Annotated in this window: 17 protein-coding genes and 2 tRNA genes; 10 read left to right on the top strand and 9 right to left on the bottom strand. The window is 35.1% G+C overall.

Features of this window, described 5'->3' with window-relative positions:
* Window positions 1–717, top strand: coding sequence for a pirin family protein (locus tag FNW17_RS02980; RefSeq protein WP_144070832.1), 717 nt, complete (start codon window positions 1–3; stop codon window positions 715–717).
* Between the two features lie 143 nt (window positions 718–860).
* Here the strand turns inward: FNW17_RS02980 and FNW17_RS02975 are convergent, their stop codons facing one another.
* On the bottom strand, window positions 861–2,489 hold the full coding sequence (locus FNW17_RS02975) for a hypothetical protein (RefSeq protein ID WP_144070831.1): 1,629 nt from the start codon (window positions 2,487–2,489) through the stop codon (window positions 861–863).
* A gap of 226 nt (window positions 2,490–2,715) precedes the next feature.
* On the opposite strand from FNW17_RS02975, the gene fabD reads away from it, so the two are divergent.
* Both fabD and FNW17_RS02965 read left to right on the top strand, forming a co-directional pair.
* Window positions 2,716–3,588, top strand: coding sequence for an ACP S-malonyltransferase (gene fabD / locus FNW17_RS02970; RefSeq protein ID WP_143390619.1), 873 nt, complete (start codon window positions 2,716–2,718; stop codon window positions 3,586–3,588).
* Between the two features lie 128 nt (window positions 3,589–3,716).
* On the top strand, window positions 3,717–4,106 hold the full coding sequence (locus FNW17_RS02965; RefSeq protein ID WP_143390620.1) for a hypothetical protein: 390 nt from the start codon (window positions 3,717–3,719) through the stop codon (window positions 4,104–4,106).
* Window positions 4,107–4,161: 55 nt separating this feature from the next.
* Here the strand turns inward: FNW17_RS02965 and FNW17_RS16255 are convergent, their stop codons facing one another.
* The 4 genes from FNW17_RS16255 to FNW17_RS02950 all read right to left on the bottom strand — a co-directional run bounded on the left by FNW17_RS16255 (window position 4,162) and on the right by FNW17_RS02950 (window position 7,015).
* On the bottom strand, window positions 4,162–4,308 hold the full coding sequence (locus FNW17_RS16255) for a hypothetical protein (RefSeq protein ID WP_185964811.1): 147 nt from the start codon (window positions 4,306–4,308) through the stop codon (window positions 4,162–4,164).
* A 107-nt stretch (window positions 4,309–4,415) separates the two neighbouring features.
* Complete coding sequence (gene galE / locus FNW17_RS02960; RefSeq protein WP_143390621.1) at window positions 4,416–5,432, bottom strand: UDP-glucose 4-epimerase GalE; 1,017 nt, start codon at window positions 5,430–5,432, stop codon at window positions 4,416–4,418.
* Window positions 5,433–5,438: 6 nt separating this feature from the next.
* The gene (locus FNW17_RS02955; RefSeq protein WP_126563138.1) at window positions 5,439–5,879 is read right to left on the bottom strand and encodes a nuclear transport factor 2 family protein; all 441 of its coding nucleotides are present in this window, start codon (window positions 5,877–5,879) and stop codon (window positions 5,439–5,441) included.
* 2 nt (window positions 5,880–5,881) lie between these two features.
* Window positions 5,882–7,015: a DegT/DnrJ/EryC1/StrS family aminotransferase gene (locus tag FNW17_RS02950; RefSeq protein WP_144070830.1), complete on the bottom strand. Its 1,134-nt coding sequence runs from the start codon at window positions 7,013–7,015 to the stop codon at window positions 5,882–5,884.
* Window positions 7,016–7,158: 143 nt separating this feature from the next.
* On the opposite strand from FNW17_RS02950, the gene FNW17_RS02945 reads away from it, so the two are divergent.
* The 3 genes from FNW17_RS02945 to FNW17_RS02935 all read left to right on the top strand — a co-directional run bounded on the left by FNW17_RS02945 (window position 7,159) and on the right by FNW17_RS02935 (window position 11,002).
* Window positions 7,159–8,403, top strand: coding sequence for a 3-deoxy-D-manno-octulosonic acid transferase (locus FNW17_RS02945; protein WP_144070829.1), 1,245 nt, complete (start codon window positions 7,159–7,161; stop codon window positions 8,401–8,403).
* A gap of 40 nt (window positions 8,404–8,443) precedes the next feature.
* Entirely contained in the window at window positions 8,444–10,582 is a 2,139-nt protein-coding gene (locus tag FNW17_RS02940) for a S46 family peptidase (RefSeq protein ID WP_144070828.1), read from the top strand.
* A gap of 222 nt (window positions 10,583–10,804) precedes the next feature.
* Window positions 10,805–11,002 (top strand): hypothetical protein, encoded by a 198-nt coding sequence (locus FNW17_RS02935; RefSeq protein ID WP_143390625.1) that lies wholly within the window; start codon window positions 10,805–10,807, stop codon window positions 11,000–11,002.
* A gap of 361 nt (window positions 11,003–11,363) precedes the next feature.
* Here FNW17_RS02935 and FNW17_RS02930 read toward each other — a convergent pair.
* The 3 genes from FNW17_RS02930 to mutS all read right to left on the bottom strand — a co-directional run bounded on the left by FNW17_RS02930 (window position 11,364) and on the right by mutS (window position 14,552).
* Window positions 11,364–11,449: transfer RNA gene (locus FNW17_RS02930), tRNA-Leu, on the bottom strand.
* Window positions 11,450–11,728: 279 nt separating this feature from the next.
* Window positions 11,729–11,801, bottom strand: a tRNA-Gly gene (locus tag FNW17_RS02925).
* 144 nt (window positions 11,802–11,945) lie between these two features.
* The gene (gene mutS, locus FNW17_RS02920) at window positions 11,946–14,552 is read right to left on the bottom strand and encodes a DNA mismatch repair protein MutS (protein ID WP_144070827.1); all 2,607 of its coding nucleotides are present in this window, start codon (window positions 14,550–14,552) and stop codon (window positions 11,946–11,948) included.
* Window positions 14,553–14,703: 151 nt separating this feature from the next.
* Between mutS and FNW17_RS02915 the strand changes: the two genes are divergently transcribed.
* From FNW17_RS02915 to FNW17_RS02905, 3 genes are all read left to right on the top strand, one after another.
* Window positions 14,704–15,168, top strand: a complete 465-nt coding sequence (locus FNW17_RS02915; RefSeq protein ID WP_143390627.1) for a DUF1573 domain-containing protein — start codon at window positions 14,704–14,706, stop codon at window positions 15,166–15,168.
* 74 nt (window positions 15,169–15,242) lie between these two features.
* Window positions 15,243–15,779 carry an RNA methyltransferase gene (locus FNW17_RS02910; protein ID WP_143390628.1) on the top strand — a complete coding sequence of 179 codons (537 nt, stop codon included), beginning with the start codon at window positions 15,243–15,245 and terminating at the stop codon, window positions 15,777–15,779.
* A 35-nt stretch (window positions 15,780–15,814) separates the two neighbouring features.
* Window positions 15,815–19,753 carry an Ig-like domain-containing protein gene (locus FNW17_RS02905; protein ID WP_144070826.1) on the top strand — a complete coding sequence of 1,313 codons (3,939 nt, stop codon included), beginning with the start codon at window positions 15,815–15,817 and terminating at the stop codon, window positions 19,751–19,753.
* A 49-nt stretch (window positions 19,754–19,802) separates the two neighbouring features.
* Here the strand turns inward: FNW17_RS02905 and folK are convergent, their stop codons facing one another.
* Window positions 19,803–20,939: a 2-amino-4-hydroxy-6-hydroxymethyldihydropteridine diphosphokinase gene (gene folK / locus FNW17_RS02900; RefSeq protein WP_143390630.1), complete on the bottom strand. Its 1,137-nt coding sequence runs from the start codon at window positions 20,937–20,939 to the stop codon at window positions 19,803–19,805.
* A gap of 134 nt (window positions 20,940–21,073) precedes the next feature.
* On the opposite strand from folK, the gene sppA reads away from it, so the two are divergent.
* A complete protein-coding gene (gene sppA, locus FNW17_RS02895; protein ID WP_143390631.1) occupies window positions 21,074–22,834 on the top strand; it encodes a signal peptide peptidase SppA in 1,761 nt (586 codons plus the stop codon).
* Window positions 22,835–22,876: the final 42 nt, after the last annotated feature.

Genomic DNA, 22,876 nt, shown 5'->3' with positions numbered 1-22,876 from the left:
ATGACATCTACCCTTTTACACAAAGCAGATACAAGAGGACACGCAGATCACGGATGGCTTAACGCTTATCATAGTTTTAGTTTTGCCAGTTGGTACAATCCAGATAGAATTCAATTTGGAATGTTGCGCGTTTTAAACGACGATACCGTGGCTGCCGGAATGGGTTTTGGAACACATCCACACGACAATATGGAAATTATTACCATTCCCTTGGAAGGTGATTTGGCACACAAAGATAGTATGGGAACTGAATCGACCATAAAAACGGGCGATGTACAGGTAATGAGTGCGGGAACTGGAATTAAACATAGTGAATTCAATCCCAATGCAGATCAACGCACCAAACTTTTCCAAATTTGGGTATTCCCAAAAGTGAGAAATGTGGAACCTCGTTACCAACAAATCACTTTAGACATTACTGAACAAAAAAACAATTTTGCTCAGATATTATCTCCAAATCCTGACGATGCCGGAGTTTGGATTCATCAAGATGCTTGGTTTCATTTAGCCGATTTCGAGGCAGAATTTGCTAAAACTTACGAATTGAAAAAAGAAGGAAATGGTCTTTATGTTTTTGTAATATCTGGAACAATAACTGTCGATGGTCAGGAATTGCAAACTCGTGATGGTTTGGGAATTACTGATTTCAAAACATTAGACATTAAAGCAACAACTGATGCGAAATTTTTGTTAATGGAGATTCCAATGGAACAATAAATAATAATCAGTGTTCCGTTAAAAAATTAATTTTAAATATTAAACTGTAAATTTTAAATAAAAAAAAGGGAAGTTCAGCAATTGAGCTTCCCTTTTTTATTTTAGACAAACATCTTCGAACTATTTTAAAAATAGGATAGGCATTATTTTTTCATACTGATGTTCTCAAATGTAGAAACATCAACAATCTCTTCATTATCTAAATCGAAGGAAATTTTCACCTTATCGCCAGCCACTGTTATGGGCAATTGATTGGATATTTGAGACGACCCTACAAAAATATTAGGATAATCTTTTACCGTAAAATAATAAAAACTATTCCCGTTTTTGACATCATTCTGAATTCGAACCACAACCGATTCGACTACTTTTCGTGCGGATTTTTCACCTGAATTTATTTTGTTTCCTGAAGAGTTAAACGCAGTTTTATAAGCCGTTAAAGCCTCACGCATAGTATTTCCTGTCCCAACAATGGTGTAATCTGAAATTGAAACCATAGCGTACATTTTTACCAATCCACCATTGTCTTTTAACGTCATTACATACGTTGGAATATTATTAATGTTATACGGAATGGGCAAGGAAGCTACAAAACCTTTTTCTTGCACTTTCCCTTGTGCAGAGCTTTGTGCAGCAAATTCTGTGGCACCACTTTGCTTGTAGAAAGTAGTTTCTTTAGTTCTTGTATCTACTAAAACAAATCCAACTGCAGATTCATCTTTTCCTACCGAAGTAATTCCTGTGTACCAATAGGATTTATTATCTTTTCCATAAACTAAGGTTAAATCTTCCGTAATTTGAAGTTTATTTTCGTTAGAAAAATTCCAATACCCTTTTACATATTCGCCCCAGTCATTCAACTGATCTTTAATAAATGAAATCGGCTGAATTCTATCTACCCATAGTGGTGTATTCTTAATATTATATTCTTTTATAGCTCCATTTTGCGCATTTACAATTACAACACCCGTGGCATCGTTTCCAGAAAAGCCAACTTTTTTAGCATATTTTGTAACCACCCAGTAAGGCACTCCATCGTCGTCGATTTCAAAACTAAAATCTGCTAAACCAACGGTGTTATACCCATTAAAATATAAATATCGGTGCAAATTACTACCAAAATAGGCTTCCCTTTGGTATTTTAAAAATAGTGGTTTTCCATTTACTTCTTGTACTAATTTTACGTCACGTTCGTTTGTTGCCGACACCATCACGTAACCAGTTGTACCTTGTTTATTATTTAACCATTTAAAAAAACCCGAATGCTCTAAAGGTGCAATCCAATATAATTTGCCGTCAACTTTCTGAATAAAAAATTCTTGCAATTGTGCCTGACTACCCAATGCAGGTTGAGAACCTAATATTTTTTCGCCTAATAAATGCGCTAAACTTTCATCTACAACTCTAATTTCGTTCATAGATATGGGAGCGATATGATTGGTCAATTTTTCGCCGTTTGCCACATTCCCAATTAAATTTCTAAAGTCTTGATTTCTAAAAACAGGGTGCGATGTAAAAAAAGGAAGTACAAATGAATATATAATAGAAATACCTACTAATAAAGCCGGAATTTTCCAGAACACTGTTATTGGTTTGTAGCTTTTCCCGTCTGAACTAATAGTAAATTTAGAAAAAGAGAAAAACAATATGGCAGAAATAATTAAAAATAAGGCTGTAACTCCTACAAAACCATAATTTAATACTGGTAGTGTTAGATAAAAGTAGAATAACGTGATTAATAGGATAATTGCGATGGGGAAAATTTTTCTCATTTTAATTTCTGTTTAGTTTTATCTATAATTAGACATTTATTTTTTTAGTTTGTTACAAAGTAAGTATTTTTGTTTGATAGAATTAAATCACATTGATGAAAAAAAATTTACATAAATTATTTTTCTTTTCTTTAGATACAAAATCGTAGGGTGTGTTTTACAATTAAATAAAAAACTTTTACTAATCATCAGTACACAATGATACTGCAATAATTTCAGAAAAAATATGAAAGCATACGTATTTCCTGGTCAAGGCGCACAATTTATAGGAATGGGCAAAGACTTATATGAAAACTCCGAATTAGCAAAATCACTTTTCGAAAAAGCGAATGAAATTCTAGGTTTCCGCATCACAGACATTATGTTTGAAGGCACCGCCGAAGAATTAAAGGAAACCAAAGTTACCCAACCAGCTATTTTCTTGCACTCGGTTATTTTGGCTAAAACTCTGGAAGATTTCAAACCAGAAATGGTGGCGGGACATTCTTTAGGCGAATTTTCAGCCTTGGTTGCCAATGGCGTTTTATCATTCGAAGACGGATTAAAATTAGTTTCACAACGAGCCTTAGCAATGCAAAAAGCATGTGAAATAAAACCTTCGACAATGGCGGCTGTTCTAGCATTAGCGGATAATGTTGTGGAAGAAGTTTGCGCTTCGATTGACGGAATTGTGGTAGCCGCCAATTATAACTGTCCTGGACAATTAGTGATTTCAGGAGAAACTTCAGCTGTAGAAAAGGCTTGCGAAGCAATGAAAGCTGCAGGAGCAAAAAGAGCTTTAATTTTACCTGTAGGTGGTGGCTTTCACTCTCCAATGATGGAACCAGCAAGAGAGGAATTGGCCGCAGCTATTAAAGCGACAACATTCTCCACTCCTATTTGCCCAATATATCAAAACGTGACAGCTTCTGCCGTTTCTAATCCGGATGAAATCAAAAAAAACTTAATCATCCAATTGACAGCTCCTGTAAAATGGACGCAATCCGTACAACAAATGATTGCCGATGGTGCAACTTTGTTTACCGAAGTGGGTCCTGGAAAAGTATTGGCTGGATTAATTGGAAAAATTAATAGAGAAGCTGCGACGGCTAACGCTTAAAATTTAGATTGCAGATGGCAGAATTTAGATTTCAGCTATTATATTGAAAATCCTCGTAAACTTATGTTTGCGAGGATTTTTTTTGAATTAGAAGTTGTATATTTACGAAGTGATGTAGCATTAATAAGATGAAAAAAACTAAATACATTTTAATAACTATATCAATTCTGTTTTTAACATCATTTTCTAATATTAGAAAAGAAGACAATTTATTGCTTAAAGTTTGGACTTATGAAAATTATAATAATGAAATCTTAACATACAAAAGTCAAAGAAATTTTTCAAAAAAATCTTCTGGAATAGAATTGAAAGAAAATGGGATTCTTAAAGTTAAGCAAAATGTTGGCTGGTGCGGAACATCTCCCATAACTTATGAAATTGTTGATGGAAAATGGAAAATGACTACCGATTCTATAATCCATTTAGAATATAAAAATTGGAATGGGAACGTTTATGAGAAAAGAAAAATAGTTGGGTTGACTTCAGATAAACTTGTTCTTCAAATACTAAAAAAATAAAAAAATATTATTTTCCCCACCATTCTCTAATTCTTCTATTGGATTCTGCTTTGGCTTACTCTGGAGTTAATCCATTTTTAAATTCTTCATCGAAATCAAAAGTAACTTTATCAATTCCTTTAAATTTAATCTTCGAAAATTCACAAACCACGTTGGGCTCTTCTACTTTGGATATTTTCGGATTTTCTTTTTTAGGATTCATAACTTTTGTTTTACGTAACTAATTTACAACTAATTCTTCAAACCAAAAAATCCTAAATTATCACAAAGGTAATTTAGGATTCTTGTTAACTAAAATCTGTAATCTGATTACTGCTGTCTGACCTTTTGTTCCCATTTCCAGGCACTTTCTATCGCTTCGTCTAATGTTGATTCTGCTTTCCAGCCTAGAACATTATTTGCTTTATTGGTATTAGCATAAGCTGAAATCACATCACCTTCTCTGCGAGGCACGATTTTATAAGGTAGTTTTTGTCCGCTTACTTTCTCGAATGCGTGAATCACTTCCAGAACCGAACTTCCTGTTCCAGTTCCCAGATTGAAAATTTCGACTTTGTCCAAATTCTTTTTATCCAACAAACGTTTCATTGCAATCACGTGGGCTTTCGCCAAATCGACTACGTGAATATAATCCCGAATACAAGTTCCGTCAGGCGTTGGATAATCGTCTCCATAAACAGATAATTCTGCACGCAAACCCAATCCAGTTTGAGTGATAAACGGCACTAAATTTTGAGGAACTCCCAAAGGCAATTCACCAATCTCAGCCGATGAATGCGCTCCAATTGGGTTGAAATAACGCAACAAAATCGCATTGATATTAGTTACTTTGGCGGTATCCGTTATGATTTCTTCTCCTATTTGTTTTGTATTTCCGTAAGGTGACATTGCGGTTTGAATAGATGCATCTTCGGTAATCGGCATTTTTTCGGCTTGACCGTAAACCGTGCAAGACGAACTAAAAATGAAGTTGGACTCCGGTAATTTCTGCAATTCCTGAAGCAAGTAAACCAAACTGTTGATGTTGTTTTCATAATACAACAATGGGTTTCCAACACTTTCTCCTACCGCTTTCGAAGCTGCAAAATGAATGACTCCCGAAATATCTTGGTGCTTTTTGAAAAAATCCTGCACTTGTCCTTTTTCACGCAAATCCAGCTTTTCGAATAATGGTTTTTTATTGGTAATAGCAACAATTCCTTTTAAAACTTCTTCCGATGAATTCGAAAGGTCATCAACAATCACGACTTCAAAACCCTGATTTTGCAATTCGACAACAGTATGTGAACCGATAAAACCTAACCCTCCTGTTACTAGTATTTTCATCTTTTTTTATGTTGTAGGTAATTTATATGCCTGTCTGGCAATGAGTAACCATTTGTTTTTTTGTTTTTGCCAAACCAGCATTATCCCAATTTTTATATCTTTATCTATTCCGCCATCTTTGGTGTGAGCGACTAAATTGTGGCGAACAATGGCATTATCTCCCACAATTTCAATGGTTTGATTTTGAAACTCAATCGTCACAAAATCAGATTCACCATTGGTGATTTTTTCAACAAAAACGGCTTGATTTTGGACATTACCATTAGAATGTCCATAGCTTAAACCAGCCGAAGTGAGTTCTTTTAATTTAGCACCATCGGCATCAATCATTGCTTGACGCAAAGTTTCGACACGATTAGCAACATCCATTTCGTCTTTAGATTTATTCTGAGCTGAACCTGAAAAATGAAACAAAACTACCGCAAAAATTGTCAAAAAGTATTTCATCGTTATTTGTTTAAAAATTCCAAAATGCTATCTGTTATAAATTGAATTTGCTCATCATCTAATTCGGTGTGCATTGGCAACGCAATTACTTCTTTCACCAATTGATTGGTTACTGGAAAATGGTCTTCTTTGTAACGAACATCCAAATACGCTTTTTGGGAATGCAATGGAATTGGATAATAAATCGCACAAGGAATTCCTTTATTCAACAAATGTTGCATCAAAGCATCTCTATCGGCATCAATAATTCGCAACACATATTGATGAAAAACGTGACAATCGCATATGTCGCAAATACTTGGCGCAATGATGTTTTTATGACCTTCAAAAGCTGCTGTATATTTTCTGGCAGCATTTTGACGTGCTGTATTGTATTCGTCTAACAAAGGTAATTTAGCATTCAAAACTGCCGCTTGAATACTGTCTAAACGTGAATTCACACCAACTACATCGTGATGGTAACGCTCGTACATTCCGTGGTTTACGATTCCTCGAATTTTGTGTGCCAAAGCATCGTCATTGGTAAAAATAGCCCCACCATCGCCATAACAACCTAGATTTTTAGAAGGAAAAAAGGAAGTTGAGCCAACGTTTCCAATCACACCAGCTTTCTTTTTGGTTCCGTCCGAAAACCTGCAATTGGCTCCAATAGCTTGTGCATTGTCTTCAATAACATATAAATTAAATTCTTTGGCGATAGCCATTATCGCTTCCATATTGGCAGCACGACCAAATAAATGTACTGGTACAATAGCTTTTGTTTTTGGTGTAATTGCTTTTTTGATTGCTTCGATAGAAATGTTCATATTAACTAAATCTACATCTACCAAAACTGGCGTGAGTTGCAACAATGCAATCACTTCAACAGTTGCTGCAAAGGTGAAATCAGCTGTAATTACCTCATCGCCTGGTTTTAAATCCAGTCCCATCATCGCTATTTGCAAAGCATCCGTACCGTTTGCACAAGGAATTACGTGCTTAACATCGAGATATTCTTCAAGGTTTTTTTGAAATTTGTGGACTTGTGGCCCATTAATGTAGGTATTGGTATCTAATACTTCTTGAATTGAAGTGTTCACCGTTTCTTTTATTTTATCATATTGACTTTTTAAGTCAACCATTTGCAATTTTTTCATTTAATCTTTAGTTTAAAGTTCACTTAAAACAAAATCTGCATCGCTCATTAAGTTTTAAATTCAGAACAAAAATAGGGATTTTAGGAGAATGATTTTATAGATATTTAAAAGAAAACGTATTTTAGCCGCAGAAATTTTTTGATATGCTTTTTCTCTACAACATAATTGTTCAAATTGCGAATTTTTCATTGAAAATCATCGCTCAATTCAGTCCGAAAATCAAACTTTTTATCGACGGTCGAAAGCCTGTTTTCAAGATTTTGACAGCCAAAATTAAGCCTACCGACAAAACGATTTGGTTTCACGCCGCTTCATTAGGCGAATATGAGCAAGGTTTACCTGTGATTGAAAAAATCAAAGAAAAATTTCCTAATCATAAAATCGTGATTACTTTTTTCTCGCCTTCTGGTTATGAAGTCCGGAAAAACAACACCGTTGCCGATATTACCGTCTATTTGCCTTTGGACACCAAAAAAAATGCTACAGCATTTATAAAACTGGTTCATCCAGAAATGGCATTTTTCATCAAATATGAATATTGGCCCAATTATTTGAATGAACTTCGAAAACTAGAAACACCAACCTATTTGATTTCGGGAATTTTCAGGAAAAACCAAATGTTCTTCAAATGGTATGGCGGATTTTACAGAAAAGCGCTAGACACATTCACGTACTTTTTTGTACAAAATGAAAGTTCTAAAAAATTGTTATTGCAATTAGGCAAAACTAATGTTGCTGTTTCTGGCGACACTCGTTTTGATAGAGTCGCAACCATTTTAGAAAAAGACAATTCTCTGGATTTTATTGAAGCTTTCAAAAACGATACGTTAACTATTGTAATAGGAAGTTCGTGGCCAAAAGACGAAAGCCTTTTAGTAGAATACATCAATCAAACTAACGAGAAAATTAAGTTTATCATCGCTCCCCACAACATTAAAAATGAACAAATTCAAGAATTGAAAAATTCTATTTCAAAAAAAACAGTTTTGTTTTCAGAGGTAGAGACGCGATTAATCGCGTCTCTACAAGATTTTGATGTTTTCATCATCGACACCATCGGAATTCTGACTAAAATTTACAGTTATGCAGATATTGCTTACGTTGGTGGCGGTTTTGGCAATCCTGGCGTTCATAATATCTTAGAACCTGCTACATTTGGCGTGCCGATTGTTATTGGCTCCAATTTCAGTCATTTTGCAGAAGCAACAGCTTTGGTAAATATGGGAGGCTGCATTTCTATTGCCAATAAAAATGAGCTTTCCGATGCTTTTTCGAATTTAATCAGAAACAACGACGTCCGACACGAAAAAGGACATATTTGCAGCACTTTCGTGCAAATGAATAAAGGCGCAACTTCTATTATTCTAAAACACATTTCGGAAGATTAAATATAATACCCCCAATAAATTACAACCTAAATCCCATACTATGAAAATTTTAAAAGTCCTCTTATTATTCTTCGTCCTTCAAATACAAGCCCAACAAGGCGGAATGTGGATTCCTTCTCTTTTAAAAGGAATGAATGAAAAAGAAATGAAAAATTTAGGGATGAAAATGTCCATAAAAGATATTTATGATGTGAATCAATCGAGTTTAAAAGATGCCGTTCCCCATTTTAACGGAGGTTGCACTTCGGAAGTGATTTCTCCAAAAGGACTGATTTTAACCAATCATCATTGTGGTTTTGATGCCATTCAAAATCATTCAACAGTAGATCACGATTATTTGGCTAATGGATTTTGGGCTTATAAAATGGATGATGAATTACCTAATGAAAATTTAGTCGTAACTTTCATCGTAAGAATTGAAGATGTTACCACAAAAGTTTTGGAAGGCACCCAAAATTTAACTTCGGAAGCGGAAAAACAAAAAAAAATTCAAGACAATATCACTGTTTTGAGCAATTCATTACCCAAAGAAAATTGGCAAGAAAATAAAATTAGAACCTTTTTTGAAGGCAATCAATATATGCTTTTTGTAACCGAAACTTTCAAAGATGTCCGATTGGTTGGAGCACCGCCATCCTCCATTGGAAAATTTGGAAACGACACTGATAATTGGGTTTGGCCCAGACATACTGGAGATTTTTCGTTATTCAGAATCTATGCTGACAAAAATAATCGTCCAGCAAATTATTCAAAAGATAACGTTCCGTATACACCAAAACATTTTTTACCCATTTCGTTGGATGGTGTAAAAGAAGATGATTTTACGATGGTTTTTGGTTATCCCGGAAAAACAAATGAATATTTGCCGGCAGTTGCCATTGCACAAATTGCCAACGAATTAAATCCTGCAAAAATCGAAATTAGAGATCAAGCATTGAAAGTAGCCGATGGATTTATGCGAAAAGACAATGCCATCAAAATTCAATATGCTTCGAAATACGCCAGTATTGCTAATTATTGGAAGAAATGGATTGGAGAAACACAAGGTTTGCTTAAATCGGATGCTGTAGCCATCAAAAGGAATCAAGAAATCGTGTTCCAAGAAAAAGTTGTGAAGGCTGGAAAACAAGCCGAATATGGTAATTTGCTGTCAGATTTTGAAAAGAATTACTCAGAAATTTCACCTTATGCCTTGGCGAGAGATTATTTTTCGGAAGTTGCTTTAAGAAACACAGAACTTTTGAGTGTTGGATATAAATTATATCAATTAGAACAAGTTTACAATTCCAAAGGAGAACAAGCTTTTACAGATAGAAAAAATAATTTAATTGCTAGTTTGGGAAGTTTTTATAAAGATTTTAATCCAAATGTGGATCAAAAAGTTTTTGAACAATTGATTCATGTGTATGCCACAAAAGTGCCTAAGGAATTTTTACCAAATTCTTTATCAAATACAAATGCGACAAATTTGGCATCTGAAATTTACGGACATTCGAAATTGGTCAATTATAACAGCCTTAAAGAATTACTTTCTGGCGATTCGAAAACGGTTTTAACCAACTTAAATTTGGACAAAGGCTATATCTTAATAAAAAATATGTCCGAAAAATTTCTTAAAGATGTTGCTCCAAAATATGATGAAATTAATTTGAAAATTACGGCTTTGCAACGAACTTATATGAAAGCTCAATTAGAATTAAACAATGACGCAAGGATATTTCCTGACGCCAATAGCACTTTAAGAGTTGCCTACGGAAAAGTAAAAGGATATGCGCCGAAAGACGCTACTTTGTACACTGCAATAACCTATTTGGACGGTGTTATGGAAAAATACATTCCCGGTGATTATGAATTTGATGTACCAGAAAAATTAATCGAATTATACAAAACTAAAAACTACGGTCAATATGCTGAAAACGGCAAAATGCCAGTTTGTTTTATAGGCACAAATCACACCACTGGAGGCAATTCAGGGAGTCCAGCTATTGATTCTAAAGGGAATTTAATAGGCCTTAATTTTGATAGAGTTTGGGAAGGAACGATGAGCGACATTTATTATGACCCAAATATATGCCGAAATATTATGGTAGATGCACGCTATATTCTTTTCATCATAGACAAATATGCAGGTGCAAAAAATATAATAAATGAGTTGAAATTGGTTCATCCAAAAAAATAAAACTAAGGGAAATGACACTCAAAATATTACAAAAAAAAGAGTTCTATTAGAATGCTGACTATTTATTAAGTATTTATTTATAAAGTCAAATTAGATGTAATTCCATTTCAAGTTTTTGAAAGAAAAAAAATATTTTAAAAAAATAATGAAAAAATATTTTAACTATTAAAAAATTTATATCTTTGCCCCGAATTAATAATTAACCTTTTATAATTAAGTAAGATGAAAAAAGTACTTTTAAGTTTAGCCGTTGTTGCTGTATTGACTGTTGTATCATGTAAAAAAGCTGAACCAGCTGCTGAAACTACAACTGTAGACACTACTGCTGTTGTTATGGACACTACTGCTGTAGTTACTGACTCAACTACTGTAGTTACTGACACAACTGCTGTTGCTCCTGAAGCTCCAGCTGCTAAGTAATTCTAAATTACAGAAAAAATAAGCTACGCATTGCGTAGCTTTTTTTTTGCCTTGATGTCAAAATTTTGAATTAGCGTTTATATGTATTATAGAGCAATTTAATTTTCGAAAAACAGAAAGCCATACACAGTAAAATGTTATGGCTTTTTTGTTTAATTTAAACTATCTTTTTTAAGTTATACTGAAATAGCCTTTGAATAGAAAGAATTGCTGGATCAATCCCAAAACCTGTGGATCGATAAAAATTAAGCATAAATATTAGTTAGTCTAAAAAGGAAGATTTGCTGAGGAAGAGTTTAGCAACAAGGCATAAAAAAAACCGAAAAGAATTAAAAATTAATTCTTTACGGCTTTTTTTCAGTACTCAGAGCGGGACTTGAACCCGCACGAACATTACTGTTCACTGGATTTTAAGTCCAGCGTGTCTACCAATTTCACCATCCGAGCATTTTGCTTTTAAATGTTATATCTAATTTTTAGAAAAAATTAATTAAATATAGCACCATCCGAGCGTTTCAATTTTTGCTTTTAAATGTTATATCTAATTTTTAGAAAAAATTAATTAAATATAGCACCATCCGAGCGTTTCAATTTTACTTTTAAATGTTATATCTAATTTTTATAAAAATTAATTAAATACAACACCATCCGAGCACTTTACTTTTTGATTTTAAACCCAATTGAAAAATTCAATTAAATCTAACACCTACTAAGCGTATGGTTTTGAGCGAAAAACGGGGCTCGAACCCGCGACCTCGACCTTGGCAAGGTCGCGCTCTACCAACTGAGCTATTTTCGCATTTTCATTTTAAAAAGAACTCAATACTTAACCGTATTGCGGATGCAAATTTAATACATTAATTCAATTATACAAGCGTTTTTTATAAAAAAAACACCGTCAAAAGCTAAGCTACTGAAAACCCAAACTTTAAAAGCAATAGAACTATTTTTTAGTCAGCATTCTCTTGATTTCGTTGAGTTTCATCAAGGCTTCCATTGGTGTAATTGTGTTGATGTCCAAGCTTAAAATCTCATTTTTGATTTCTTCCAACAAAGGATCGTCTAAATTAAAGAAACTCATTTGCATGTCATCTTTCGCAGATTTTATTCCGTTTAAAGCATCGCTGGAATGGTCTTTCTCTAATTTTTTCAAAAGCTTTTGGGCTTTCAAAATTACGATTTGTGGCATTCCTGCCATTTTTGCGACGTGAATTCCAAAACTATGCGCACTTCCTCCTTTTACCAGTTTTCGAATAAAAAGAACGGTATCTTTTAACTCTTTGACCGAAACATTATAATTCTGGATTCTCGGCAAGGATTCGCTCATTTCATTCAACTCGTGATAATGCGTTGCAAAAAGCGTTTTCGGCTTTGATGGATGTTCGTGCAAGAACTCAGCAATTGCCCAAGCGATAGAAATTCCGTCATAGGTACTAGTTCCTCTTCCGATTTCGTCTAACAAAACCAAACTTCGGTCTGAAATATTATTCAAAATAGAAGCGGTTTCGTTCATTTCGACCATAAAAGTAGATTCTCCCATCGAAATATTATCTGAAGCTCCTACTCTGGTGAATATTTTATCTATAATCCCCATTCTCACGCTATCTGCCGGGACAAAACTTCCCATTTGAGCCAAGAGTACAATTAAAGCGGTTTGACGCAAAATAGCTGATTTTCCAGACATATTTGGCCCAGTTATCATTATTAGCTGCTGCGTTTCTCTATCTAAGAAAACATCATTGGCAATATAAGGCACACCAACGGGCAATTGTTTTTCGATAACGGGATGCCTTCCGTTTTTGATCTCCAATTCGAAAGTCTCATCTAGTTCAGGACAAACGTATTTATTTTCGATTGCCAATTGCGTGAAGGAACACAAACAATCCAGTTGCGCCACCAAATTGGCGTTCATTTGAACCGGTTTGATATAAGTTGCAATCCAACCAACTAATTGCTCGAATAACTCCACTTCAATTTTATGAATTTTTTCCTCGGCACCTAGAATTTTAGTTTCATATTCTTTTAATTCCTCGGTAATGTAACGTTCAGCATTGACCAAAGTTTGTTTTCGAATCCATTCCGTTGGGACTTTATCTTTATGCGTGTTTCGAACTTCGATGTAATATCCAAAAACATTATTGAAGGAAATTTTCAAAGACGAAATTCCCGTTCTTTCGGATTCTCGTTTTTCGATTCCTTCCAAATATTCTTTTCCAGATGTTGATATGGCGCGCAATTCGTCTAATTCTGCATTGATACCTTTGGCAATGGCATTCCCTTTGGCGACAGCCACCGGCGCATCTTGATTCAAGACTGTTTTAATTTTTTCACGCAATAAATCGCAACTGTGCAGGCTGTCGCCAATGACTTTCACGGCTTCATGAGGACTTTGCAACGCTAAAGTTTTTATTGGAATAATGGCATCCAATGATTCTTTTAAATAAACCACTTCACGAGGCGATACTTTTCCAGCAGCAATTTTCGAAATCAAACGTTCCAAATCGGAAATCTGTTTGATTTGTTTTTGGATATTCTTCAAGACTTCTTGATTCGCTTTCAAATAAGAAACTACCTGATGGCGGCTTCTTATTTTATTAGCATCTTTCAAAGGCAAAGCCAACCAACGTTTGAGCAAACGTCCACCCATTGGCGAAAGCGTTTTATCTATAACATCCAGAAGCGTCACCGCATTGGGATTGTAACTATGATACAATTCGAGATTTCGAATCGTAAATCGATCCATCCAAACATAAGCATCTTCGGCAATACGCTGAATCGCCGTGATGTGTTGCACTCTATTATGTTGTGTTTCGGACAAATAATACAAAATCGCTCCCGAGGCAATAATTCCTTCCTTCAATTCTTCGACACCAAAACCTTTCAAAGATGTCGTTTGAAAATGCTTAGTCAAAGTTTCAAAAGCATAATCTTCTTTGTAAATCCAGTCTTCGAGATAGAAACTATGAAAATCTTCTCCAAAAGTTTCTCGGAAATCATTTTTATTGTTTTTTGGAATTAAAACTTCACTTGGATTGAAATTCTGCAACAATTTGTCTATATATTCGGCATTCCCTTGGGCTGTTAGAAATTCACCTGTGGAAACATCCAAAAATGAAATCCCGATAGATTTATTGGCAAAATAAATGGCTGCCAAGAAATTGTTTGTCTTCGATTGCAAAACCTCATCATTCATCGAAACTCCTGGAGTTACTAATTCGGTAACGCCACGTTTCACGATGGTTTTGGTCATTTTTGGATCTTCGAGTTGATCGCAAATCGCTACACGAAGTCCTGCTTTTACTAATTTTGGCAAATAGGTATTTATAGAATGATGCGGAAAACCTGCCAAAGCCGTTTCGGTCTCGGAGCCTGCACCACGTTTTGTCAATGTTATGCCCAGAATTTTAGAGGCGCGAACGGCATCTTCACCAAATGTTTCGTAAAAATCCCCCACTCTAAACAACAAGCAAGCATCAGGATATTTCCTTTTGATTTCGTTGTATTGTTTCATTAAAGGCGTTTCCTTGGTTACTTTTTCTTTTGATGACAAAATGTATTCTTTAAATTTATTAGAAAGCGAATTTATATATTTTAAAGCGAATAAAGAACACTCTGGAAATTTAAAATATTTTTAAGAAAAATTTAGGAGGGATTTTTAATTTTTTATATAAATTTGTCACTCAATCATAAAATAAAACGAAATGAAAAAAATTATTGCCCTTTCAATAGCCATTTTGACATTTACTTTTTCTAATGCTCAAGAAACTACAAAAATTACAAAAAAGACAACAAAAACCACAAAAGCAACTACACCAGCTTTACCGAAAGTTGAAGGCGCAGGAATGATTTTCGTATCAGAAACGATTGATTACGGGACTGTTGCTGCAAATTCAGACGGAAAACGCGAATTTGTATTTACCAATAACGGCAACAAACCTTTAATTATAACAAATGCTGTTGGTTCTTGCGGATGCACAGTTCCAACTTATTCAAAAGAGCCAATTGCTCCAGGAGCAAAAGGTGTTATTGGAGTGAAATATGACACTTCAAGAGCTGGACAACCTTTTACAAAAACAGTAACAATCACTTCAAATGCAGCCGGAAGTCCTTCAAAAACACTTACCATAAAAGGTAATGTACTTGCCCTTGAGGCTCCAAAAAGCTAAATTTTAAAATAATAGCATTAAAAAGCTTCCGTAATTTTGGAAGCTTTTTTTATTTTAACACCCATCCAATCCCTATGCGAAAGCTTGAAAACAGCGAACTCGATCGAAAATCTATTGAAGATTTTAAAAAATCTGAAAAAACTCCAATCATTATTGTTTTAGATGACATCCGAAGTCTGCATAATATTGGATCTGTATTTAGAACAGCCGATGCTTTTTTGGTTGAAAAAATAGTTTTGTGTGGTATAACTGCAACACCACCAAACAAGGAAATTCACAAAACAGCTCTCGGCGCAACAGAAACTGTGGCTTGGGAACATTCTAAAGACGTTCTTGAAGTTATTCAAAATCTGAAAGACGAAAAAGTCACCGTATTGGCTATCGAACAAGTGGAAAGCGCAATTTTTCTTCAGGATTTTAAAATTGAAAAAAACAAAAAATACGCTTTGGTTTTTGGCAATGAAGTGTTTGGAGTCTCACAGAAAGCAGTTGAACTATGTGATGGTTGTATCGAAATTCCTCAGTTGGGGACCAAACATTCCTTAAATATTTCGGTAAGTGCTGGAATTGTGGTTTGGGATTTGTTCCAAAAAATGAAATGGTCTAAATAATAGCTATTTAAAAAGAAAATTAATACTTTTATGAAATGAAATTGAATGTTTTTTATAAAATAATATTAGGTTTGATTTTCCTCATTCCAAAATCGATTTATGCAATCGACCCTCCAGTAATTACAGCAACAGGAAATCAAACGTATTGTTCAGGTACTTCTTTAAAAATTATTGAAACCATTTCGATTACAAATGACCCAACTGAACCCGCTACAGATGCCATTTATATTCAAATATCTTCAGGTTACATAAATGGTCAGGATTTATTAGCGCTAGCTAATCCGCTTTTACATCCCACAATTACCACATCTTGGAGTTCTTTAGAAGGAAAACTAAAACTATATAGTCCAACAGGAATTCCGGTTACTTATTCAGATTTTGAAGCCGCAATCAAAGATGTAACATTTACTAATTCGTCAATATCTCCTTCTGGAACTAGAGATTTTTCTATCAATTTAGGTTTTGGTTCAGCCAATTACTTGCCTTCAAATGGACATTTTTATGAATATGTTCCAAGTTTAGGGATTAATTGGACAAAAGCAAGAGACGAGGCTGCTGGAAAAACTTATTATGGCTTACAAGGCTATTTAGCAACGTTAACAGCTGCAGACGAAACTCAATTAGCAGGAGCTCAAGCACCAGGAACGGGGTGGATTGGCGGTAGTGACGCAGCAACAGAAGGCACTTGGAAATGGGTAACCGGACCAGAAGCAGGTACTACTTTTTGGATTGGAAAAGGCAATGGAGTAACAACTCCTCCTTTTAATTATGCCAATTGGAACACCTCTGGCAATGAACCTAATGACTCAGGCAATGAAGATTATGCTCACATAACAGCACCTGCACTAAATAGAATAGGAACCTGGAACGATCTTAGAGAAACAGGAGATCCAATTACTAACCCTAATTACTACCCCCAAGGCTATATAGTTGAATACGGAGGAATGCCTGGCGATCCAACTCTTAAAATTTCGGCAAGTACAAAAATCACAATTCCTAAAATAATCAGCACAACTCCAAGTTCCATTTGTGGTTCAGGAAGTCTAACTCTTCAAGCAACTGCAACTGATGGCGCCGTAGATTGGTACGAAACCCCAACTGGAGGGACAAAATTATTTACAGGAAATTCATTTACAACTCCAACTCTTACCACTACAACTTCTTATTATGTAGATGCTTCAAATGGAAGTTGCCCAAATGGTCCAAGAACAGAAATTATTGCCACGATAAAAGCTTTGCCTAATCCACCTGTAATTGCTGTTTCTTCTTCAAGTCCTGTTTTATATTGTTTGAATGCACCTGCTATTCCTTTAGCGGCAACTTCATCGACAGATTGCATTTTAAATTGGTACACTTTGCCATCTGGAGGCGTTGCTTCAGCTACAAGTCCTACACCAATTACATCCGTTGCAGGCTCTACCACTTATTATGTGAGTCAAACCAATACTATAAGCGGTTGCGAAAGTCCAAGAGCAGCCATAATAGTAACCGTAAATCCATTGCCTACAGCGCCAATTGTGAGTAATGTAAACTATTGTAATAATGAAACCGCTGTGCCTTTAACAGCAACAGCTTCTGCAAATTGCACTCTAAATTGGTACACAACAGCAACGGGAGGTACGCCAAGCGCAACACCTCCAACTCCATCAACAACAACTTTAGGCTCAACAAATTACTATGTGAGTCAAACCATAACTTCCACAGGTTGCGAAGGACCAAGAGCAGAAATCATTGTAACCATAAATCCATTACCTACAGCTCCAACAGTAAGTAATATTGACTATTGTCATAATGAAATTGCATCACCACTTACAGCAACTGCATCGGCAAATTGTACTTTAAATTGGTACACGAATTCAACAGGAGGTACATCAAGCGCAACAAGCCCCACTCCATCGACAGCCACTGTGGGTACAATAAAATATTATGTAAGTCAAACCATAACAGCCACAAGTTGCGAAGGACCAAGATCAGAAATCATAGTGACTATTAATCCATTGCCTATTGTCAACGATGTTACAATTACTCAATGTGATACAGACCTTATATCAGATGGAAAGACATTGTTTAATTTAACCGTAAATAATACTGATATTTCAACAAATTCTGCCAATGAAAATTTTACATATTACACTACGTTAAACGGCGCAAATAATGCCGTTCCCGCTGATTTAATTCTTAATGAACTGGCTTTTGAAAACACGACTCCAACATTAATGGACATTTGGTCGAGAATATCCAATAAAATAACTGGCTGTGCAAGTGTTGCCAAAATAACATTGAAAGTTCCCGCCACCAACATTAATCCAAACTACAAAATTCCATTCACACCAGTTTGCGATGATTTTTTAGATATCAATGGAAATAATACTGCCAACAACAACAATCGTGATGGCATTACTACTTTTGATTTCTCTGCGACCAAAGCTATTATATTGACCCAATTGCCCTTAAATCAAGTGTACAACATTAATTACTACAAAAATGAATCGGATGCCTTGGCAGAAATTAATGTAATTACCAATATTTCAAATTACAGAAACATTGGCTATCCCAATTCGCAAGACATTTGGATACGTATCGATAGCGATATGTACAATGCTTGTTACGGCTTAGGTCCGTATTTAACTTTAAATGTTGAAGCCTTACCTGTTGCTAATTCCGTAGGAATACCTAGACAATGTGACGACGATACTGATGGAATCTTCACTTTCAATACTTCTACGTTGGAAACTGATTTATTAAAAGGACAAAATAACGTAACTGTTACTTATTTCGACCAAACTAATAACCCCCTGGAAGACGCAAATGGAGTATTGATTTCAAGTCCATTTCCTCCAACTTTCACTTCTACATCTCAAACCATCAAAGCTGTTGTAACTAATAACAGTCCTCAGCTCTGTTTTGACGAAGTCGCCATTCAATTTATAGTAGATGATTCACCCGTAGCTTTTGCTGTTCCTTCAACTTTGACAACTACTTGTGATGACGAAGCTGATCCGATCGATCAAGACGGAAAATTTGCTTTTGACACCTCAACATTCGAAACCACAATTCTAGGCGGACAAACGGGAATGATTGTTAAATATTACGACCAAAATAATGTGCTTTTGCCAGGATTGTCCAATCCTTTTTCGACAGCAACACAGACAGTCACGGTTAACGTTCAAAACCCAAACAATACCATTTGCTCTGCATCGACAACATTAAATTTTGTTGTGAAACCGGTTCCAAATATTGACTTGAATTTGGATGGTCTTGACAATGAATTGGTATGTTCTAATCTTTCGACCTTTTTTGCAACCCTTGATGCTGGAATTACCGACGGTTCCCCAGCAAGCAATTACGATTATATTTGGACAAAAGATGGAAACCCAATTGGCACTAATTCGCCAACATTAGATGTAAATGAAGAAGGAATTTACACTGTAGAAGTTACCAATAATTTGGGATGCAGCAGGATTCGAACCATAACTGTTACCGCTTCTAATAAAGCAAGTATTGTCTCTGTTGATGTTGTAGATTTAACCGATGTAAATACCGTAACTGTTAACGTAACCGGACCCGGATTATACGAATACAGTATTGATGAACCCAATGGATTTTGGCAGGATTCTAATTTCTTTAACAATGTTCCCGCTGGAATTCATACTGTCTATGTCAATGATAAAAATGGCTGTGGCTCAGTTAATCAAGAAATTGTAATAGTAGGTGTGCCAAAATTTTTCACGCCAAACGGTGATGGCTATAATGATTATTGGAGTGTAAAAGGGGTGAATCAAACTTTTAATTCAAAATCTATAATCTACATTTTTAACAGATACGGAAAACTCTTAAAACAATGGGTTCCCTCTTTAAATCAAGGTTGGGATGGTACTTTCAACGGAGTCCCTTTACCTACAGATGATTATTGGTTCACACTAAAATTGGAAGACGGTAGAGAAGCAAAAGGGCATTTTTCGCTAAAAAGATAAGAATCCTGCAAACCCTCTCAGAAGGTGAGGGTTTTAAAAGAGATTGATTTTATTTACAAATTTTTTGTCTAATTTCTTCCAAAATATAAAGATAATCTTCTTGGTTTTCTACAAAATCTCTGTCCGAAACATCGATAATCAAAACATTCAAATCGGTTTGAGATTTGATGTAATCCAAGTAGCCACTATTAATTTTGTCTAAATAATCGGCCGGAATATTTTGCTCGTAACTTCTGCCTCTTTTTTTGATATTCTCTAATAAACGCTCCGTATTTTGGTATAAATAAATATACAAATCTGGCTTGGGCATTTCTCTGTAAACAATGTCAAAAAGCGTTCGATAGAGTCGATACTCGTCTTCGGCCAGCGTTATTTTGGCAAAAATCAAGGATTTAAAAATATGATAATCAGCCACAATAAAATCCTTAAACAAATCGAATTGCGCTAAATCGTCCGACAATTGTTTATATCTATCGGCAAGAAATGACATTTCGAGTGGAAAAGCATAGCGGTTTTGATCTTCGTAAAATTTAGGTAGAAACGGATTATCGGCAAAGCGTTCCAAAACGGTTTTGGCATTAAAATCTTCGGCAATTTTTGTGGACAAAGTTGTTTTTCCTGCTCCAATATTCCCTTCAAAAGCAATATAATTGAATTGATCCAAAGGAATTTTATCCAAAGGAATTTCCATTTTTTGTACAACGCTACAAACACTTTCGTCAGGAGAAATTTCGAGTAATTCCGCTATTTTTTTATGAAAAACAGGATGAACCCAATTTAAATTCAAATCCAGCATGGGCATCAACACAAACTTTCTATTTTGCATCAACGGGTGTGGAACTTGAAGTTTTTCAGCATCAATAATTTCTTCGTTGAATGCAATCAAATCGATATCGATAATTCGAGATTGGTATTCTAAAGTTTCGCCACGAATACGTCCCAATTGTTTTTCAATATTCAAAATTTTGGTTAAAATGGTATTCGCCGACTTAAATGTATGTAAAACTAAGGCGCAATTATAAAACACATCACTGTCAAAACCCCAAGAAGGTGTTTCGTATAATTTGGAAATTTTGATAACCGTTCCCACTTCTTGATGAATCAATTGGATACAATTTTCAATATTTAGAAGACGATTGCCCTTATTGGTTCCTAGCGATAAAACGACCTGATGTTGTGATTTCATAATAACCACAAATTAACTAAAACAATTTCAGAATTGAACTATATTTGCACTCGTGTTGATAACTATTTTTACCGTTTTTAAATCTAAAATTGTAACACATTGCCCCTTTTTACTACTTATTAAAAAAAATAATTATGAGATTTTTAGGAAATGTATTAGCAACCATCGTTGGTTTATTCGTTTTTTTGATGCTATTCTTTTTTGGAATAATCTTAATTGCTGCTGTTTTTGGCGGTGATTCTGAAGAAGTATCCGTAAAAAGTGATTCGGTTATTGAATTGAAATTAGAAAACATCAAAAACGATTATGCTGGAAAATATAAAGACCCATGGGTAACCATCCTATCCGAAGGTGAGAATATAGGTCTTTCGGACATTATCAATGCTATTGAAGCCGCAAAAACAGACAAGGATATCAAAGGAATTTCGATTTTGAATAACGAATCTGAATTAGGAATAGCGCAAAGAAAAGCACTTAGAGATGCTTTGGAAGACTTCAAAAAATCAGGGAAATTTGTTATGTCTTATGCCAATACCTATTCACAAAAAGAATATTATTTAAATTCTGTAGCAAATACTATTTACATCAATCCAGTAGGTGATTTTGATTTCAAAGGATTATCGGCCGAATTGATGTTTTTCAAAGATTTACAAGAAAAATCGGGTGTAAAAATGGAAGTTATCCGCCACGGAAAATATAAAAGTGCCGTTGAACCTTTCCTTGACAACAAAATGAGCGAAGCCAATAGGGAACAAACAATGTCATTATTAAATTCGGTTTGGAGTTCCGTATTAGCTGACATTTCGAAAAGTAGAAATATTTCGGTAACCAAATTAAATGAAATTGCCAACGGACTTATGGCTCGAACTCCCGAAATGGCCAAAGCAGAAAAAATGGTCGATGTCATTGCATATGAAGATGTATACCACGATGCAATAAGAAAAAAATTAAAAGTTGACAAAGACGAGGATTACAACAAAATAAGCATTAAAGATTATGCTCGAAAAGTAGCTACCACTTCTGAAAGCAACGATTCGCAAGATAAAATTGCAGTTATTTATGCTCAAGGTGAAATTATGAGTGGTGAAGGCGATACCAATACCATTGGCGAAGGCTCAATGAATCGCTCTCTGATTGAAGCCCGAAAAGACGAAAATGTAAAAGCCATTGTGCTAAGAATTGATAGTCCTGGCGGAAATGCTTTAACATCAGATTTGATTTGGAGAGAAATTGAACTGACCAAAAAAGTAAAGCCTGTCGTGGTTTCCATGGGGAATTATGCGGCTTCCGGAGGTTATTATATTGCCTGTAATGCCAATAAAATATTTGCCGAAAGCAACACCATTACGGGTTCGATAGGCGTTTTTGGAATATTGCCTAATTTTACTCAATTGGCAACAAAAATTGGCATTCACACCGAACAAATTAAAACCAATGAAAACGCCTCAGAATACAGTCCGTTTGTACCAATGGACGAAAAATTTAAAGCTATTACTCTCGAAAGTGTCGAACACATTTACAAAACATTCGTATCACACGTTGCCGCAGGAAGAAAAATGACTGTTGCACAAGTAGATTCAATCGGGCAAGGTAGAGTTTGGTCTGGTTCACAAGCTTTAAAAATTGGTCTTGTAGATAAAATTGGAGGTTTGGATGATGCTATAAAAGAAGCAGCATCTTTGGCAAAAACGAAAAAATACGGCACCCAGAATTTTCCAGAATTCGAAAAAGATATGAATGATATTTTTAAGAATTTCCCTTTTGCAAAATCTAAAGAATCTTTTATCAAAGAAGAATTAGGCGAAGAAACCTTCCGTTTGATGGAACAAATAAAAAGAGTTCAAGCTCGAAAAGGAGTTCAAGCCATGATGCCTTTTGAAATTACTATTCAATAATTTTTTTTAATAGTTGGCCCTTTCAACCCTATGCCATTGGAT

The sequence above is a fragment of the Flavobacterium franklandianum genome (assembly GCF_007097365.1).
GTDB lineage: Bacteria > Bacteroidota > Bacteroidia > Flavobacteriales > Flavobacteriaceae > Flavobacterium > Flavobacterium franklandianum.
Note: the sequence above shows the minus strand (reverse complement) of the source record. Positions and strands in the feature narration are given on the sequence as shown.